This window comes from Curtobacterium pusillum (genome assembly GCF_007680845.1).
Taxonomy (GTDB): domain Bacteria; phylum Actinomycetota; class Actinomycetes; order Actinomycetales; family Microbacteriaceae; genus Curtobacterium; species Curtobacterium pusillum_B.
The window spans coordinates 216808-232558 of sequence record NZ_VEIY01000004.1 but is presented as its reverse complement, the minus strand read 5'-3'; the positions used below and the strand labels follow the sequence as shown (position 1 = coordinate 232558).

Below are 15751 nucleotides of genomic sequence, written 5' to 3'. Positions count from 1 at the left end.
ATGATCTCTGTCGGAATGGTCGGCGCGGGCCAGTTCGCCCCCCAGTTCGCCAAGCTGTTCAAGCTGCACCCGGACGTCGACCGCGTGTTCGTCACCGACCTCGTCGACGACCGCGCGTCGGAGCTCGTCGAGTCGCAGCACCTGGACGGCACCTTCGCGGACTTCGACGCCGTGCTCGCCTCCGACGTCGACGCCGTCGCGATCTTCACGCAGCGCTGGACGCACGGCCCGCTCGTCGTCAAGGCCCTCCGCGCGGGCAAGCACGTCTACTCGGCCGTCCCGATGGCGATCTCCGTCGACGAGATCCAGGCCATCATCGAGGCGGTCCGCGAGACCGGACTCACCTACATGATGGGCGAGACGAGCTACTACAACCCGGCGACGGTGTTCGCCCGGTCCAAGGTCGCCGAGGGCGCCTTCGGCCGCGTGTTCTACGCCGAGGGCGACTACGTCCACGACATGGACCTCGGCTTCTACGCCGCGTACCAGTACAGCGGCGGCGACGACTGGAAGCGGACGGCGAGCTACCCGCCCATGCTCTACCCGACCCACTCCGTCGGCGGCGTCCTCGGTGCGATCCCCGGACACGCGGTCTCGGTCAGCTGCATCGGCGTCAAGGACGACCGCGGCGACGGGGTGTTCGACAAGGACGTCAGCCAGTTCGACAACGACTTCTCGAACGCCACCGCCCTGTTCGAGCTCGACAACGGCGGTGTCATGCGGATCAACGAGATGCGCCGCGTCGGGTACCCCTCGCACATCCGTGAGTCCCGGTTCCGCTACTTCGGTACCGAGGCGAGCTTCGAACAGCTCGCGAAGGTCAGCGTCTGGCAGGACAAGGAGGACTCGTACGACATCAGCGACCAGATCGACACGCAGGCGACGATGTCGCTCGACGACCCGCGCCTGGCCGACGTCGATCCTTCGCTCCGCGACGCGTTCGTGTCCGGGTACGCCGCCGTGCACGACACCTCGCGCCTGCCCGAGGAGTACGCCGGCGTCCCGACCGGGCACGAGGGCAGCCACCAGTTCCTCGCCGACGACTTCGTGCGTGCCGTCGTCGACCGGACCCTGCCGCCGGTCAACGCCTGGACCGCCGCACGCTTCACGCTGCCTGGCATCATCGCCCACCAGTCGGCGCTGCAGGGCGGGGCCCGGCTCGACGTCCCGGACTTCGGCGACGCCCCCGCTCCGGCGAACGCGGCGTCGGACGGGAGCGCGACGGCTGCCGTCTAGGATCGCATCGACCACCGTTCGGGTGCCCGTCCACAGGGACGGGCACCCGAACTCGATGCAGGAGGTGTCCGTGACCGTCCCGACGACCCCGAGGGCGGTCACCCGCGCGGACGTCGCCCGGTACGCGGGCGTCAGCACGTCCGTCGTCAGCTACGTCGTGCACGACGGGCCCCGGCCCGTCGCGGCCGAGACGGCCGCGCGGGTCCGCGACGCCATCCGGGTCCTCGGGTACCGGCCGAACGCGAGCGCCCAGGCCCTCCGGACCGGGTCGTCCAAGATGCTCGGCCTCATCGTCCCGGAGCTCGACAACCCGTTCTGGTCGGAGCTCGCGGTCGCCGTGACCCACGCCGCCGCCGCGCGCGGGTACGACGTCCTCCTCGCGAACAGCGACGGCAACGCCCCCCAGGAGCGCGAACGCCTCCGGAGCCTCTCCGCCCGGCAGGTGGACGGCATCATCATGACGAGCATCATGACCCAGCCGGACCTGTCGACCGTCACCGACCCGGGCATCCCGATGGTCCTGCTCAACACCTTCTTCGCGGTCCCCGAGTACGCGAGCATCGGTGTCGACGCGCTCCGTGGCGCCTACGACGGCACCAGGCACCTCGTCGAGCACGGGTACTCGTCGATCGGCCTGGTGATGGGCCACAGCGGCTCGATGGAACTCCGCGAGCAGGGTTGGATGCGCGCACTCCGCGACGCCGGGATGCCCGACGGCCCGATCGTGCGCTGCGACTTCACCCGTCGCGGCGGCTACGAGGCCGGTCTCCGGATGTTCGGCGACGGATCCGGACCGCGAGCCGTCTTCGTCAGCTCCGACATGCAGGCGGTCGGGGTCCTGCGGGCACTGTGGGAGCTCGGGCTGCGGGCGCCGGACGACGTCGCGATCGTGTCGTTCGACGGCGCGGCCGAGGCGGACTACACGAACCCGCAGCTCACCACCGTCCGGCAGCCGATCGAGACCATGGCGGTCGCCGCGGTCGACCGGGTCCTGGGCCTCGACGCCGACAACCAGTGGCACCGCGACCTCGTTCCCGCCGGCCTGGTGCTCGGGGCGAGTTGCGGGTGCGACGTGCGTCGCTGACGCACCCGCCTGGCGGACGGGAGGCGCGGTGCGGGGCCGACCCGCGCCTCCCGTCCGTCATCGCCTCACGCGACGGACGCACGCTCCGACACCGCGCTGAGCCGCGCCAGCGGCACCCGCTCGTGGGTGTCGTGCGTCAGCGCTGCTGCCTCCACCGCTTCGCCGGTCTCGGCGTCGACGAACCGGAGGTCCGACGTCAGCTCCGACGGCCGGTGCCGGTCCGCCCAGCCTCCGAGCGCCAGGAGCACGAGCGAGAGGTCGCGTCCCGCCGCCGTGAGGACGTACTCGTCGCGGACCCGCCCGCCCTCCGGCTTGTAGGCGTTCCGCTCGAGCACACCGCCTTCGACGAGGGAGCCGAGGCGTGCGGTGAGGACCTCGCGCGGGATGCCGAGGCTCTGCTGGAACTGGCTGAAGCGCGTCGAGCCGGCGAGTGCGTCGCGGACGATCATGAGCGTCCACTTCTCACCGAGGACGTCGAGGGACCGTGCGATGGGGCAGCGCTCGTCGCCGCCGAGGATGCCGAGCATCCGTTCATCCTACTTGGGTTCGGAATGCAGACACAACGTGCTAGGTTCGGTTTTCGTACCTAGTTCTCTCCCGATCGGAGTCCTCATGACCACCCTCACCAACGCGATCGTCCTCGTCACCGGAGCGAACGGCGGCCTCGGTGCCGAGTTCGTGCAGCAGGCACTCGACCGCGGCGCCGCCAAGGTCTACGCGACCGCACGCACCCCGCGCACCTGGGACGACGAGCGCGTCGTGCCGCTCGCCCTCGACGTGACCAGCCAGGAGAGCGTCGACGCCGCAGCCCGGGCCGCCGCCGACACCACCATCGTCGTGAACAACGCCGGCATCGGTGGGGCTGCACCGCTGCTCGAGACCTCGGTCGAGGACGTCGAGCGGGTCTTCGCGACCAACGTGTTCGGTGCGCTCCGGGTCGCGAAGTCGTTCGCTCCGCTGCTCGGCGGCGGGGCGCTCGTCGACGTGCACTCCGTGCTGAGCTGGATCGCGTTCGGCGGCGGGTACTCCGCGTCCAAGGCGGCGTTCTGGTCGCTGACGAACTCCCTCCGCCTCGAGCTCGCACCGCAGGGCACGCAGGTCGTCGGTGCACACCTCGGGTACACCGACACCGGGATGACGGCGGACCTCGACGTCGAGAAGGCCGACCCGGCGGACATCGTCCGGGCGATCTGGGACGCGGTCGAGGCCGGGGAGCACGAGGTGCTGGCCGACCAGATCAGCCGGGACGTCCGTGCGGGGCTGAGCGCGCCGCTGGAGGCGCTGTACCCGGCGTTGGCGTCCGCCTGATCAACCGCGGGCGCCGCGCTCGGTGATCGCACGCGTGGTGCCCGCGATCGAGGCGCGTTCGGCGTCCGTCAGCCCCGCCGCGCGCAGGACCCGGTCGAGGACCGCGCTCTTCCGCTCCAGGTAGTCGTCGATGCCCGTCGCGGCACCGGCTGCTCGGCGCTTCACCTCGGCGTACTCGTCGCGCAGGGCGTCGTCCGCGCGCAGGGCATCGCGGACGCCGAGGTGGTTCCGGAGTGCGAGCGACCCTTCGGCGACGACGTACGTGTTGCTCGGGGCGAAGCGGTCGGGCGTCCGGAAGGCCTCGCGGCCCGGGACACCGAGGTCGCCCCGCGGCTCGAAGCCGATCGCCGCGAGCGCGGCCACGGCGGTGGGGACGTCCTCGGGTGCCACCACGACGTCGACGTCGATCACAGGCTTGGCGGCGAGACCCGGCACGGCCGTGCTGCCGACGTGCTCGACGCGGTGCGGGAGTCCGGCGGCGTCGAGCGCGGCGGAGTACGCATCGCGGAGCTCGGCGAACCGTTCGGGCCACGACGCCTGGTACTCGACGACCTCGATCACGATCGCTCCAGTGCGGAGGGTGTGGGATTCGAACCCACGAGACATCTCTGCCCACCTGTTTTCAAGACAGGCTCCATCGGCCACTCGGACAACCCTCCAGCGACGCGACCACGTGGCGAGACGTGACCGCGTCCCGAGGAGTCTACCCGCGCCTCCCGTCCGCGCAGCGCGCCGGACCGGCCCCGCGTCAGCGCGGCAGGGAGTCGAGTGCCGCCGCGAGGCCGTCGTCGGCCACGCCGCCGGTGAGCTCGTTGCCCGCTTCGATGACGTCTTCCGGCGCCTGCCCCATGACGACCCCGCGGCCGGACGTCGACGCCCACCGCAGCATGTCGATGTCGTTCCGACCGTCGCCGGCGGCGAAGACCCGGGAGCGCGGGATGTCGAGCCACTCGCGCACGCGTTCCATCGCGGTGGCCTTGGTGACACCGAAGGGTGCGATGTCGAGCCACGAGGTCCAGCCGACCGAGTAGGACACCTTGTGCAGACCCATCTGCTCGACGATCTGCAGGAAGTCCTCGGTGTCGTGGCCGGGCGAGATCACGACGACACGGGTGGCCTCGACGCCGAGCAGCCGCTCGAACGGCACGTGCTCCCCCGCGACCGTCATGGTGTCGTCCGGGAAGTTGCCGGAGAGCAGGAAGTGGCCGGTCTCGTCCTCGACCCCGAACGCGGCGTTCTCGAGCGCGCAGTGGATGGTCTGCAGCACCTCGGTCGGGTCGAAGCGCTCCACGTGGGCACGCTCGTAGGAGCCGTCGGGCCGGCGGGCGAGGGTCAGTGCGCCGTTCGCGCAGACGATGTACTTCGGCTCGATGCCGAGGGTGTCGAGCAGGGGCACCGTCATGCCCTCGCTGCGGCCGGTGGAGAGCATGACCTCGTGCCCGGCGGCCTCGACCTCGCGGAGGGCGGCGATCACCGGCTCGGTGACGACGCCGTCCTCGCGCATCGTGGTGCCGTCGATGTCGAGCGCGACGAGCCAGCGCTTGGTCCGCATGGAGCTCCCGGAACCCGAGCCACCGTCGACGAACCGCCCCTGGGCGCTCATCGGGGTTCGATCACCTCGACGCCACCGAGGTACGGACGGAGGACCTCCGGCACGACGACCGACCCGTCGGCCTGCTGGTGCGTCTCGAGGATCGCGACGATCCAGCGGGTCGTCGCGAGCGTGCCGTTGAGGGTGGCGACCGGTGCGGTCTTCCCGCTCTCGGAGCGGTAGCGGATGTCGAGGCGGCGAGCCTGGAACGTCGTGCAGTTCGACGTCGACGTGAGCTCGCGGAAGGTCCCCTGCGTCGGCACCCACGCCTCGATGTCGAACTTGCGGGCGGCGCTCGTGCCGAGGTCCCCGCCGGCGACGTCGATCACGCGGTAGTGCAGCCCGAGGTCCTGCAGCATCTGCTCCTGGTACCCGACGAGCTTCTCGTGCTCGGCCTCGGCCTGGTCCGGGTGCACGTAGGCGAACATCTCGAGCTTGTTGAACTGGTGCACGCGGAGGATCCCGCGGTTGTCCTTGCCCGCCGACCCGGCTTCGCGCCGGTAGCAGGTCGACCAGCCGGCGTAGCGGAAGGCGTCCGACGACTCGTCGAGCGGCAGGATCTCGTCGGCGTGGAACCCGGCGAGGGCGACCTCGCTCGTGCCGGTCAGGTAGAGGTCGTCGGCTTCGAGCCGGTACACCTCGGCCGCGTGCTCGCCGAGGAACCCGGTGCCGGCCATGGTCTCGGGGCGCACGAGCGTCGGGGTGATGAGCGGCTCGAACCCGGCGGCGATGGCCCGGTCGAGGCCGAGCGACATGAGGGCGATCTCGAGCCGGGCGCCGAGGCCGCGGAGGAAGTAGAACCGCGACCCGGATACCTTCACGCCGCGGGGGATGTCGATGATGCCGAGGTGCTCACCGAGGTCGGCGTGGTCCTTCGGCTCGAAGTCGAACTCCGGCTTGGTGCCGACGGTGCGGAGCGTGACGAAGTCGTCCTCGCCGCCCTTCGGCACGTCGGGCAGGACGACGTTCGGGATCGCGCGGACGACGGTGTTGAAGGTGTCCTCGGCGGCGGTGACCGCGGCCTGGGCTTCCTTCACCTGCGCGGCGAGGGCCTGCGCCTGCTGCACGAGGGCGGCCTTCTCGTCCTTCGGGGCCTTCGCGACGGTCTTGCCGAAGGCGTTCTGCTCGGCGCGGAGGGACTCGAACGAGGTGATCGCGCTCCGCCTGGCCGCGTCCGCGGTGACGGCCTCGTCGACGACGGCGACGGACGCGCCGCGCGCTTCCTGCGAGGCCTTGATGACGTCCGGGTTGTCACGCAGCAGCTGGGGATCGATCACCGCACCATCCTAAAGGGACCCCACTGGCAGCGACCGATCGGTACCGTTGGAGCATGTCGACCCCTTCGGAGACCGCGCCCGCGGACCAGGACGCCCTCTCGACCGAGCAGCGGACGGCGGCCGTGGTCTACAACCCGGTCAAGGTCCACCTGCCCACCCTCAAGCGCACCGTCGAGAAACACCAGCAGGAAGCCGGCTGGGCCGAGACCCTCTGGTTCGAGACCTCGGAGGAGGATCCGGGCGGCGGCCAGGCACGTGCCGCGCTCGAAGCCGGTGCCGACGTCGTCGCTGCCGCCGGCGGGGACGGGACCGTCCGAGCCGTCGCCGAGGTGGTGCACGGGTCGGACGCCTCGCTCGCGCTGCTGCCGAGCGGCACCGGCAACCTGCTCGCGCGGAACATGAAGCTGCCGCTCGACGACCTCGGCGGGATGGCGAAGGCGATCTTCGCCGGGCACGACCGGTCGATCGACTTCGGCCTGCTCGGGGTCGAACGGCCCGACGGCTCCCGCGACAAGTTCGGCTTCCTGGTGATGGCCGGTCTCGGGCTCGACGCCCGGATGCTCGCGAACACGCGCCCCGAGCTGAAGAAGCGCGTCGGGTGGCTCGCCTACCTCGACTCCCTGTTCCGTTCCGTGCGGGACACCGACGGCTTCGAGTTCCGCTACCGGCTCGACGAGTCCGCGCGGAACGGGTCGGTGCGCGCACACTCGGTCATCGTCGGCAACTGCGGCATGCTGCAGGCCAACGCCATGCTCCTGCCGGACGCCGAGATCGACGACGGCGTGTTCGACATCGTCGTGATGCGGCCGCGCGGGTTCTTCGGCTGGGTGCGGATCGGCGCGCGGGTGTTCTGGGAGAACGCGATCCTGCGGTGGTTCCGCCGGTCGACGTTGTCGGACACGCTCATCGGGCGGCGGATCACCACGGCGGCGAAGCAGGAGCGCCCGCTGCGGTACATGCGTGGCGAGGAGTTCACGCTGCGCCTCGAGAAGCCGGACGAGTTCGAGATCGACGGGGACCCGGTGGGCGAGATCGTCGCGTTCCGCGCGAAGATCGATCCCGGGTCGCTGGACGTGCGGATCCCCGCGGTCGAGCCGCACACCGGGCGCGGCCGCAAGCGGTAGCGCGGGCGCGCCCGCGCCCCCGCACGACCGCAGCGGAGCCCGCGCGTCAGCGCCCGCCGGACACGATCGCCCGGAGCCACTCGCGCGCCTCGACGAACGCGGTGTCCGAGTAGCGCGCGGGCACCTCGGGCCGCACCCCGTCGGCCCGCGGGTACGACCCGAGGAACGTCACGCGCGGGCTGAACCGCCGGAGGCCGAGCAGCGCGTCCGCCACGCGCTCGTCCCGCACGTGTCCGTCGAGGTCGATGACGAACCGGTACCGCCCGAGCTCGTCGCCGATCGGCCGCGAGGACAGCAGCCCCATGTTGATCCCCCGCGTCGCGAACTGCTCGAGCATGTCCACGAGGGCGCCGGGGTGGTCGGCGGGCAGCTCGACGATGACGCTGGTCTTGTCCGCCCCGGTCGGCTCCGGCAGCGCGAGGGTCTTCGACACGAGCACGAACCGGGTGACGGCCGAGGCGTTGTCCCCGATGGACGATGCGAGCACCTCGAGGGCGTAGTGGTCGGTGATCCCCGGGGGCGCGACCGCGGCGTCGGCGGTGGGGTGCTCGTCGAGCAGGGCGGCCGCGGCGGCCACGTTCGAGGACGCCGGGATGTGCCCGTGACCGCGGACGTTCGCCTCGAGCCACGTGTGGGTCTGGGCGTACGCCACCGGGTGGGCGTTCACCGTGCGGACGTCGGCGAGGGCGGTGCCGGGTCGGGCGACGAGCACGAACTCGACGGGGACGAGGTACTCCCCCACGATCCGAACGCCGGGGATCCGGGCGAGGGCGTCCTGCGTCGCGCTGACCCCGCCGTCGACGCTGTTCTCGATCGCGATGACGGCACCGACGGACCGGCCGCTCATGACGTCGTCGAGCGCCTCGCCCACGTTGTTCACGCTCCGCCAGGGCTTCCCGGCGGCCGCGTCGACGAGCTTGAGGGCCGCCTCGGTGAAGGTGCCAGCGGGTCCGAGGTAGGAGTACGTGTCGGACGGCGCGGCGGGCTCACTCATGCCGCGAGCCTATTGCAGCGGCGCGGCCTGCTCCTGCCCGGTCAGCCGGGCCTCGCAGATCGCCTCCGCGTCGTCGTCGCGCGGGTACGAGGGCGCGGCGAACCGGCCCTCCGGATCGAGCCGCTGGAGCAGCGCGGCGGCGATCCCGTCGAGCTGGCCGACCTGCTCGTCCGTGAGCGCGTCGATCACCATGCGCCGGGCGGTCCGCACGTGGTCGGGGGCGGCGTCGACGATGGTGGCGTACCCGGCGTCGGTGAGGCGGACGTCGGTCGCCCGGCGGTCGTCGGTGGACGGGCACCGGGAGACGAGCCCGCGCTTCTCGAGCCGTGAGACGACGTGCGACAGCCGGGGCAGCGACGCGTTCGTGGCCGATGCGAGCGCGGACATCCGGAGGGTCCGCGAGTCCGTCTCGGAGAGCATCGCGATCACCATGTAGTCGAAGTGCGTGAGGTCGGCGTCGCGCTGCAGTTGCTGGTCGAGGGCGGCCGGCAGGAGTTCCATGACCGCGACGAGCTTCATCCAGGCACGCAGCTGCTCGCGCGTGAGCCACGGGGTCTCGTCGGTCATGTGCGCAGTCTACCGAATGGTTGTCGGTTCAACCAGTAGACGCGGCAGTCCGCCGACGACGGGTCCCGACGAGCAGGACGACCACGACGACGAGCAGCAGGACGCCCTCGACGACGAGCAGCCGGGCCCCGTAGTCGAACGGCAGCACGGTCGGGTTCTTCTGCCCGTGCACCTTCGCCGCGATCTCCGGCAGCACCACGAGCGCGAGGACCGTCCCGAGCACCACCGCCGCCTGCGCGACGACGAGCGCCCACGTCCGGATCGCCCGGCCGGTCCGCCGGAGGAGCATCCCGACCACGACGACGAACGGCGACAGGATCGCGTCGTGCAGGATCACCGCCCCGATCAACCAGGTCGCGAGGCCCCAGATCCGGTTCGGCCGCACGGTCGTCACCATGACGTACGCGCCGAACGCGATGACCAGGACGCCGAGCACGACGAGCACGATGCGTGCGGCCCTCATCGGATCACCTCGATCTTCTCGATCCACTTCGTCTGCAGCACGCCCGGCCGACCCGGGGCGATGATCCGCGCCGGGAACCCGTGGTCGAGGTCGAGCGTCGCGCCGTTCAGCTCGAGCGCGACGAGCGTCGTCGGGTCCTCGGCGAACTCCGGCCCCATGTCCATGATCCGGTAGCCGCCGTGGCGCTCCAGGCTCGTCACCCGGATGTGCGATCCGGCGGGTGCCTGCACCGCGTCGAGGAGGTCCTGCATCTGCACGCCCCGCCAGGTGCCCATCTGGCTCCAGCCCTCGACGCACGAGATCGGGAGGTCGACCTCGGTGGTCCCGAGCGCGACGAGCTCGGCGCGCGAGAACGTGCGGCTGACGTCGTGTCCGACGACCGTGAGGGTCCAGTCCGCGGCGGTCGCGGTGGCGAGGACACCGGCCGCGCGGGCGGTGCGGTTCACCGGCAGGTCGTTCGGCCCACGGTGTCGCTGTCGTGCGCCGAACACGTTGAAGGGTTCGGCGAGCTTGTTCGACTGGCCGGCGGTCAGGACGACGACCCCGACGGTCGCCGCGGCGACACCGGCGAAGAACCCCCGTCGTGCGACGCGCTCACGTCGGCCGGTGCTGACGGCGGACTGTCGGGAGGCGCGGCTGACGTCGTGCGCGTCGGCCTGCGCGAGTGCGGCGGGAACGCCGTCGACCCAACGGAGGACTCTGCCCGTGATCCCGCGGGGGTAGGACGCGGCCACCTGCGGGGCCGCAGCCGACGGGTCGGGGCCGCGCCGCGCCTCCCGGCCGTCCACCGCCGGCGCCAGCAGCTCGCTGCCCACCGTCGGGTCCGCGACGAAGCGTCCGTGCTCGTCGTACGCGTCCCGCTTCCGCCAGTACCGCGTGATGATCGGCAGCTTCGTCCCGATGTGCAGCACGAGCGACCCGATCAGCACGTAGGCCAGCGCGTAGTGCACCTGCCGGAACGGGAACGGCCACGGGTACCACTGGTACGTGTTCACGAGGCCGGTCGCGACCTGCACGAGCGCCGCCGACACGAACACGGCGATCGAGACCCGCTCGAGCAGGTGCAGCACGCCCCGGACGGGCGGGGTCTGCACGAGTGCCGGCATCACCGTGTTGAGCTTCGCGAGCAGCAGCGGGATGATCGCGATCCCCGTCGTGATGTGCAGGCCCTGCGTGAACTGGTAGAGCTGCGCGGGGCGGGTGGCGAACCGCATCCCGGGCAGCGGGTCCTGCAGGAAGTGGCTGTAGAGCCCGGTGCCGAAGCAGACCAGGAACGCGATGCCGAGCAACCGCCCGAGGACGACCGCCGAGCGCGCGTTCCGGTTCGGCGAGGCCATCGCCGCGCGGGCGTCGAGCAGGAGGTGCCGCACGCCGGATAGCCTCGGTCCACGATGAGAGAACGACTTCGCCCCGGCCGACTCCTGCCGACCGTGCTGGCCGTGGTCGGTGTGCTGGCCCTCGCGGGCGTCATCGCCTTCGGCGTCACGCATCTGGGCTTCCTCCGATCCGGTCATCGTTCCTCATTCGTTGCGTGGACCCTGATCGCTTGGGCGGTCTTCGCCGGAGCGGTGCTGGCGCTGCGGTACGTCCCCGCCAGGTGGACGACCCGGATCGTGGTCGGCGGGGCCGTGCTGGTCGGTCTCGCGGCGATCGTCGGGCCGCCGAACACCAGCACCGACTCTGCTCGCTACGCCTGGGACGGCATCGTGCAGCACGCCGGGGTGTCGCCGTACGCGCACACGCCGCAGTCGACCGCACTGTCCGGTCTGCGTCCGGAGTGGCTGTTCCCGGACAAGGTCGACGGCACCTGCAAGAACCTGCTCCCCCGGTACCGCGGGCTCGGTGACGGGGCCGACGGGCACTGCACCGCGATCAACCGTCCCGACGTGACGACGATCTACCCGCCGATGGCACAGCTCTGGTTTGCGGCCGTCCGGGCGTTCGTGCCGGCGTCCGCGCAGTACATACCGTTCCAGGTCGCCGGGCTGCTCGTCTCGCTCGGTGTCACGGTGGGCCTGGTCGTGGTCCTCCGCCGGGTCGGCCGTCCGACGTGGTGGGCGGCGCTCTGGGCGTGGTCGCCCCTCGTCGCGTCCGAGGCGGTGACGAACTCGCACGTGGACGCCCTCGGTGCCGCGCTCGCGACCGCCGGTGCCGTGCTGGTGGTGTTCGGTCGGCCGGTGTGGGGCGGGATCGCCCTCGGCGCGGCCACTGCGACGAAGCTCATCCCCGCGATCGTCTACCCGCCGCTGCTCGGTCGGTGGCGGAACTGGTGGGCGATCCCGGTCGGCATCGCGGTCTTCGGTCTGCTCTACGTGCCGTACGTGCTCTCGACGGGGACCGAGGTCCTCGGGTACCTGCCGGGGTACCTGTCCGAGGAGGGGTACGAGGACGGATCCCGGTTCGCCCTCGTCTCGCTCGTGTTCCGGGGCGACGCGGCGACGGTCGTCGTCGGGCTCTTGGTCCTGGCGGCGGCGTACGCGGCGTGGCGGCTGTCCGACCCGTCCCGACCGTGGTCCGGCGAGGTGCTCCTCATCGGCGTGACGTTCCTCGCCGTGAGCCCGCGCTACCCCTGGTACGCCCTGCTCCTCATCCCGTTCGTGGTGCTCTCCGGCCGGTGGGAGTGGCTGTCGATCGGGCTCGCGATCGCCCTGCGCGGCGTCTGGCCCTCGGTCGACGCCTACCGGTGGTGGCTCGCGATCGCGGTCGTCGTGATCGTCGCCGTGACGCTCGTCCGCACCCGCCGATCGGACTGGGAGCGCTGGGGCAACCGCCTGGTGTTCCGGCGCACCGACAGCCGTCGCGGGCTCGCCGCGGCTGCGCCGACGGGTGCTCGGCGCGCGGACGACGTACGCTGACGCCCATGGCACCCGCGACCCTGCTCGGCTCCACCGGCGGCCTCGTCGACCGGTTCGGACGGCGCGCGGTCGACCTCCGGGTGTCCCTGACCGAGCGCTGCAACCTCCGCTGCACGTACTGCATGCCCGCGGCCGGGCTGCCGTTCGCGCCGGACGACGCCCTGATGACCGCGTCCGAGATCGAACGCCTCGTCCGGCTCGGCACCGAGCGGTTCGGCGTCCGGAAGGTCCGCTTCACGGGCGGCGAGCCGATGCTCCGCCACGACCTCGTCGACGTCATCGCCCGCTGCGCCGCACTGCCGGACGCCCCGGAGCTGTCGCTCACCACGAACGCGATCGGCCTCGCGCACCGCGCCCGGGCACTGTGGGACGCCGGGCTCCGACGGGTGAACGTGTCGCTCGACACCGTCGACCCCGACGTCTTCACCGAGGTGACCCGGCGGCCGTTCCTGGACAAGGTCATCGCCGGGCTGTCGGCCGCCCACGACGTCGGTCTCGCGATCAAGGTGAACGCCGTGCTGCTCCGCGGCGTGAACGACGCGCTCGCCCCCGACCTGATGCGCTGGTGCCTCGACCGCGGCTACGAGCTGCGGTTCATCGAGCAGATGCCGCTGGACCCCGACCACGCCTGGGACCGGACGTCGATGATCACCGCGGCGGAGACCCGTGCGATGCTCTCGGAGTCCTTCGGCCTCGTCCCGGACGACGCGCCTCGCGACGGCGCCCCGGCCGAACGGTTCCGGGTGCTCGCCCGCACGACCGACGGGGGCGTCGGTCCGGAACTCGGCACGATCGGCATCATCGCGAGCATCACCGAGTCGTTCTGCGCGGACTGCACCCGTACCCGCCTGACCGCGGACGGCCACGTGCGGAGCTGCCTGTTCTCGGACGACGAGACCGACGTGCTCGGACCGATGCGCGCCGGTGCGACCGACGACGAGGTCGCGGAGCTCTGGCGACGCGCCATGTGGGCGAAGCCGCGTGACCACGGCGACGACAGCGACGACCTCGTGCACCCCACGCGCGGCATGAGCGCGATCGGCGGCTGACGGTGACGACGGTGCGGTTCTTCGCGGCGGCACGGGCCGCGGTCGGCGTGGACGAGGTCCGACTGTCCGGCGCGGACCTCGACGACGTCCTCGGCCAGGTGGACGCGGTCGACCCCGCGCGCTGGTCCGCCCTGCAGGAGCGGTGCTCGTACCTCGTCGACGGCGTGACCACCCGGGACCGGACGACCTCCCTCGTCGACGTGGCCGTCGTCGACGTCATGCCGCCCTTCGCCGGCGGCTGACCCTCAGCGGGGCGCTTCGGGTCCGGCCGCGGGTTCGTAGACGGTCACCTCGTCGGGCGGCACCGCGATGCGGACGCGCTCGCCGGGGACGAGGGCGAGACCGGCAGCCACCGCGACGGTGAGGTCCGCCACGAGCTCGCCGGCGCGCACACGGACGAGCCCGTCCCGCGGTTCGAGGGCATCGAGGACGCGTTCCGGCCCGGCACCGTCCCGGGTCACGACGGCGACGGTCGGGTGGTAGACCGCGAGCGCGCGCCGGCCGGGTGCCGGTACCGCGTCGGGCCGGACTGGAGGCGCGGCGCGCGTCGTCGACGCCAGCTCGCCACCGCCGTCGAGTGCGATCCCCTGCCCGGTGCCGGTCCCGCCCACGAGCGTCAGCCCGGAGAACGACGCCGCGAACGCACTCGTCGGACGACCGAGCACGTCCGCGGTGGGGCCCTGTTCGACGACCCGGCCGTCCTCGAGCACGACGATGCGGTCGGCGAGGGTGACGGCCTCGAGGGGGTCGTGCGTCACGAGCAGCGTCGGTCGCCCGGTGCGGGCGGTCCGCAGTGCCGCCCGGACCTCGGCGCGGGCGTCGACGTCGAGGGCCGAGGTGGGCTCGTCGAGGAGCAGCAGCGCGGGCTCGGTGGCGAGTGCCCGGGCGACGGCGACGCGCTGGGCCTGGCCGCCGGAGAGCGAACCCGGCGCCCGGTCGGCGAGACCGGCCACGCCGACGGCGGCGAGTGCCGCGGCGGACCGGCGCCGTGCCTCCAGTCCGCCGAGACCGGAGGCGCGCGGACCGTAGGCGACGTTGCGGGCGACGGACAGGTGCGGGAAGAGGTCCGGACGCTGCGCGACCAGGCCGACCCCGCGACGGTGCGCCGGGACGCCCGTGAGGACGCGGCCACCGAGGACGACCTCGCCGGACGCGACCCGGAGCAGGCCGGCGAGCGACTCGACGACGGTCGACTTCCCGGCGCCGTTCGGACCGACGAGGGCGACGCACTCGTCGGCACCGACGTCGAGGCGGACGTCCACGCCGCGCGCCGGCACGACGACGTGTGCCCGCAGTCCGGCGCTCACGCGAGGACCACCCGGGAGCGGACCGTGGCGGCTCCGATGACGACCAGCGCGACGACCACGAGCACCAGCGCGAGCGCGACGGCGGTGTCCGGGTCGATCTCGCGCTGCAGGTAGATCTCGAGCGGGAGCGTCCGCGTGACGCCCTGCAGGCTGCCCGCGAACGTCAGGGTCGCACCGAACTCGCCGAGCGCCCGGGCGAAGCAGAGCACCAGTCCGGAGAGGATACCCGGCAGGACACGGGGTGTCGTGACCGTCAGGAACGTCCGGGTGGGGCCGGCACCGAGGGTCGCGGCGACCCGTTCGAACCGGTCGCCGCCGACCCGGAGCGCCCCCTCGATCGAGGACACCAGGAACGGCATCGCGACGAAGGTCTGCGCGATGACGACCGCCGTCGTGGTGAACGCGATGCGGAGCCCGTGGTCGTCCAGGAACGCCCCGAGCACCCCGAGCCGACCGAACGCGGCGAGGAGCGCCAGTCCGCCGACGACCGGGGGCAGGACGAGGGGCAGGAGCACGAGGGCGCGGGCGACCCCGACCCACCGGGACGTCGACCGGGCGAACAGGACGGCGAGCGGGTACCCGAGGACGAACGCGATGCCCGTCGCGGCCGCCGCGGTGCCGAGGCTCAGGCCGAGTGCGGTCAGCGACGCGGGCGAGGTGACGAGGGCGCCGAACGAACCCCAGTCGACGCGGCCGACCATCGCGACGACCGGCACCACGACGAAGAGGCCGCCGAGCACAGCGGGGACCGGGAGCCACCACGGGACCGGGGTCCGGACCGTGGTGGTCCGGGTCCGGGCCTGGGCCGGCGCCGGGGCCGGGGCCTGGGCTCGGGCCTGGGCCTGGGCCTGGGTCGTCGTCGCGGCGTCCGCCGGCCTCGCGCTGCTCGCCATGCG

17 protein-coding genes and 1 tRNA gene are annotated in these 15751 nt (G+C 72.4%); 7 read left to right on the top strand and 11 right to left on the bottom strand.

All coding sequences use genetic code 11. The annotated features are described in order from the left end of the window. Positions 1 to 1236 (top strand): Gfo/Idh/MocA family protein, encoded by a 1236-nt coding sequence (locus tag FS825_RS11280; RefSeq protein WP_395886052.1) that lies wholly within the window; start codon positions 1 to 3, stop codon positions 1234 to 1236. Between the two features lie 70 nt (positions 1237 to 1306). Next, positions 1307 to 2320: a LacI family DNA-binding transcriptional regulator gene (locus FS825_RS11275; RefSeq protein ID WP_260981135.1), complete on the top strand. Its 1014-nt coding sequence runs from the start codon at positions 1307 to 1309 to the stop codon at positions 2318 to 2320. A gap of 65 nt (positions 2321 to 2385) precedes the next feature. Here the strand turns inward: FS825_RS11275 and FS825_RS11270 are convergent, their stop codons facing one another. Continuing rightward, complete coding sequence (locus FS825_RS11270) at positions 2386 to 2847, bottom strand: winged helix-turn-helix transcriptional regulator (protein ID WP_144712983.1); 462 nt, start codon at positions 2845 to 2847, stop codon at positions 2386 to 2388. Between the two features lie 85 nt (positions 2848 to 2932). Here FS825_RS11270 and FS825_RS11265 point away from each other — a divergent pair, with 85 nt between their 5' ends. After that, complete coding sequence (locus tag FS825_RS11265) at positions 2933 to 3628, top strand: SDR family oxidoreductase (protein ID WP_144712981.1); 696 nt, start codon at positions 2933 to 2935, stop codon at positions 3626 to 3628. On the opposite strand, the gene FS825_RS11260 is transcribed toward FS825_RS11265, so the two are convergent. The 4 genes from FS825_RS11260 to serS all read right to left on the bottom strand — a co-directional run bounded on the left by FS825_RS11260 (position 3629) and on the right by serS (position 6496). Further along, positions 3629 to 4234 carry a GrpB family protein gene (locus FS825_RS11260; protein WP_186377199.1) on the bottom strand — a complete coding sequence of 202 codons (606 nt, stop codon included), beginning with the start codon at positions 4232 to 4234 and terminating at the stop codon, positions 3629 to 3631. It lies immediately after the preceding gene. Further along, positions 4203 to 4287, bottom strand: a tRNA-Ser gene (locus FS825_RS11255). Before FS825_RS11255 ends, FS825_RS11260 begins: the two co-directional genes overlap by 32 nt. An 89-nt stretch (positions 4288 to 4376) precedes the next feature. Next, positions 4377 to 5231 (bottom strand): HAD family hydrolase, encoded by an 855-nt coding sequence (locus FS825_RS11250; RefSeq protein WP_144712979.1) that lies wholly within the window; start codon positions 5229 to 5231, stop codon positions 4377 to 4379. Beyond that, on the bottom strand, positions 5228 to 6496 hold the full coding sequence (gene serS / locus FS825_RS11245) for a serine--tRNA ligase (RefSeq protein WP_144712977.1): 1269 nt from the start codon (positions 6494 to 6496) through the stop codon (positions 5228 to 5230). Before serS ends, FS825_RS11250 begins: the two co-directional genes overlap by 4 nt. Before the next feature lie 53 nt (positions 6497 to 6549). Between serS and FS825_RS11240 the strand changes: the two genes are divergently transcribed. After that, a complete protein-coding gene (locus tag FS825_RS11240) occupies positions 6550 to 7620 on the top strand; it encodes a diacylglycerol/lipid kinase family protein (protein WP_144712976.1) in 1071 nt (356 codons plus the stop codon). A gap of 46 nt (positions 7621 to 7666) precedes the next feature. Here the strand turns inward: FS825_RS11240 and pheA are convergent, their stop codons facing one another. The 4 genes from pheA to FS825_RS11220 are packed head-to-tail and all read right to left on the bottom strand — an operon-like array spanning position 7667 to position 11014. Next, the gene (gene pheA, locus FS825_RS11235) at positions 7667 to 8614 is read right to left on the bottom strand and encodes a prephenate dehydratase (RefSeq protein WP_144712974.1); all 948 of its coding nucleotides are present in this window, start codon (positions 8612 to 8614) and stop codon (positions 7667 to 7669) included. Positions 8615 to 8623: 9 nt separating this feature from the next. Continuing rightward, on the bottom strand, positions 8624 to 9181 hold the full coding sequence (locus tag FS825_RS11230; protein WP_144712972.1) for a MarR family winged helix-turn-helix transcriptional regulator: 558 nt from the start codon (positions 9179 to 9181) through the stop codon (positions 8624 to 8626). Between the two features lie 28 nt (positions 9182 to 9209). After that, complete coding sequence (locus tag FS825_RS11225; protein WP_144712970.1) at positions 9210 to 9644, bottom strand: hypothetical protein; 435 nt, start codon at positions 9642 to 9644, stop codon at positions 9210 to 9212. Continuing rightward, complete coding sequence (locus FS825_RS11220) at positions 9641 to 11014, bottom strand: molybdopterin-dependent oxidoreductase (protein WP_186377198.1); 1374 nt, start codon at positions 11012 to 11014, stop codon at positions 9641 to 9643. Before FS825_RS11220 ends, FS825_RS11225 begins: the two co-directional genes overlap by 4 nt. 21 nt (positions 11015 to 11035) lie before the next feature. Between FS825_RS11220 and FS825_RS11215 the strand changes: the two genes are divergently transcribed. Genes FS825_RS11215 through FS825_RS11205 form a run of 3 tightly spaced genes read left to right on the top strand, consistent with a single transcriptional unit; the run spans position 11036 to position 13790 of the window. Continuing rightward, entirely contained in the window at positions 11036 to 12499 is a 1464-nt protein-coding gene (locus tag FS825_RS11215) for a glycosyltransferase family 87 protein (RefSeq protein WP_144712968.1), read from the top strand. A gap of 5 nt (positions 12500 to 12504) precedes the next feature. Next, complete coding sequence (moaA, locus tag FS825_RS11210; protein ID WP_144712966.1) at positions 12505 to 13548, top strand: GTP 3',8-cyclase MoaA; 1044 nt, start codon at positions 12505 to 12507, stop codon at positions 13546 to 13548. Between the two features lie 2 nt (positions 13549 to 13550). Next, positions 13551 to 13790, top strand: a complete 240-nt coding sequence (locus FS825_RS11205) for a MoaD/ThiS family protein (RefSeq protein ID WP_144712964.1) — start codon at positions 13551 to 13553, stop codon at positions 13788 to 13790. A 3-nt stretch (positions 13791 to 13793) separates the two neighbouring features. On the opposite strand, the gene FS825_RS11200 is transcribed toward FS825_RS11205, so the two are convergent. Then, on the bottom strand, positions 13794 to 14855 hold the full coding sequence (locus tag FS825_RS11200) for an ABC transporter ATP-binding protein (protein ID WP_144712962.1): 1062 nt from the start codon (positions 14853 to 14855) through the stop codon (positions 13794 to 13796). Beyond that, positions 14852 to 15748 (bottom strand): ABC transporter permease, encoded by an 897-nt coding sequence (locus FS825_RS11195; protein WP_144712961.1) that lies wholly within the window; start codon positions 15746 to 15748, stop codon positions 14852 to 14854. Before FS825_RS11195 ends, FS825_RS11200 begins: the two co-directional genes overlap by 4 nt. Between the last annotated feature and the right edge of the window lie 3 nt (positions 15749 to 15751).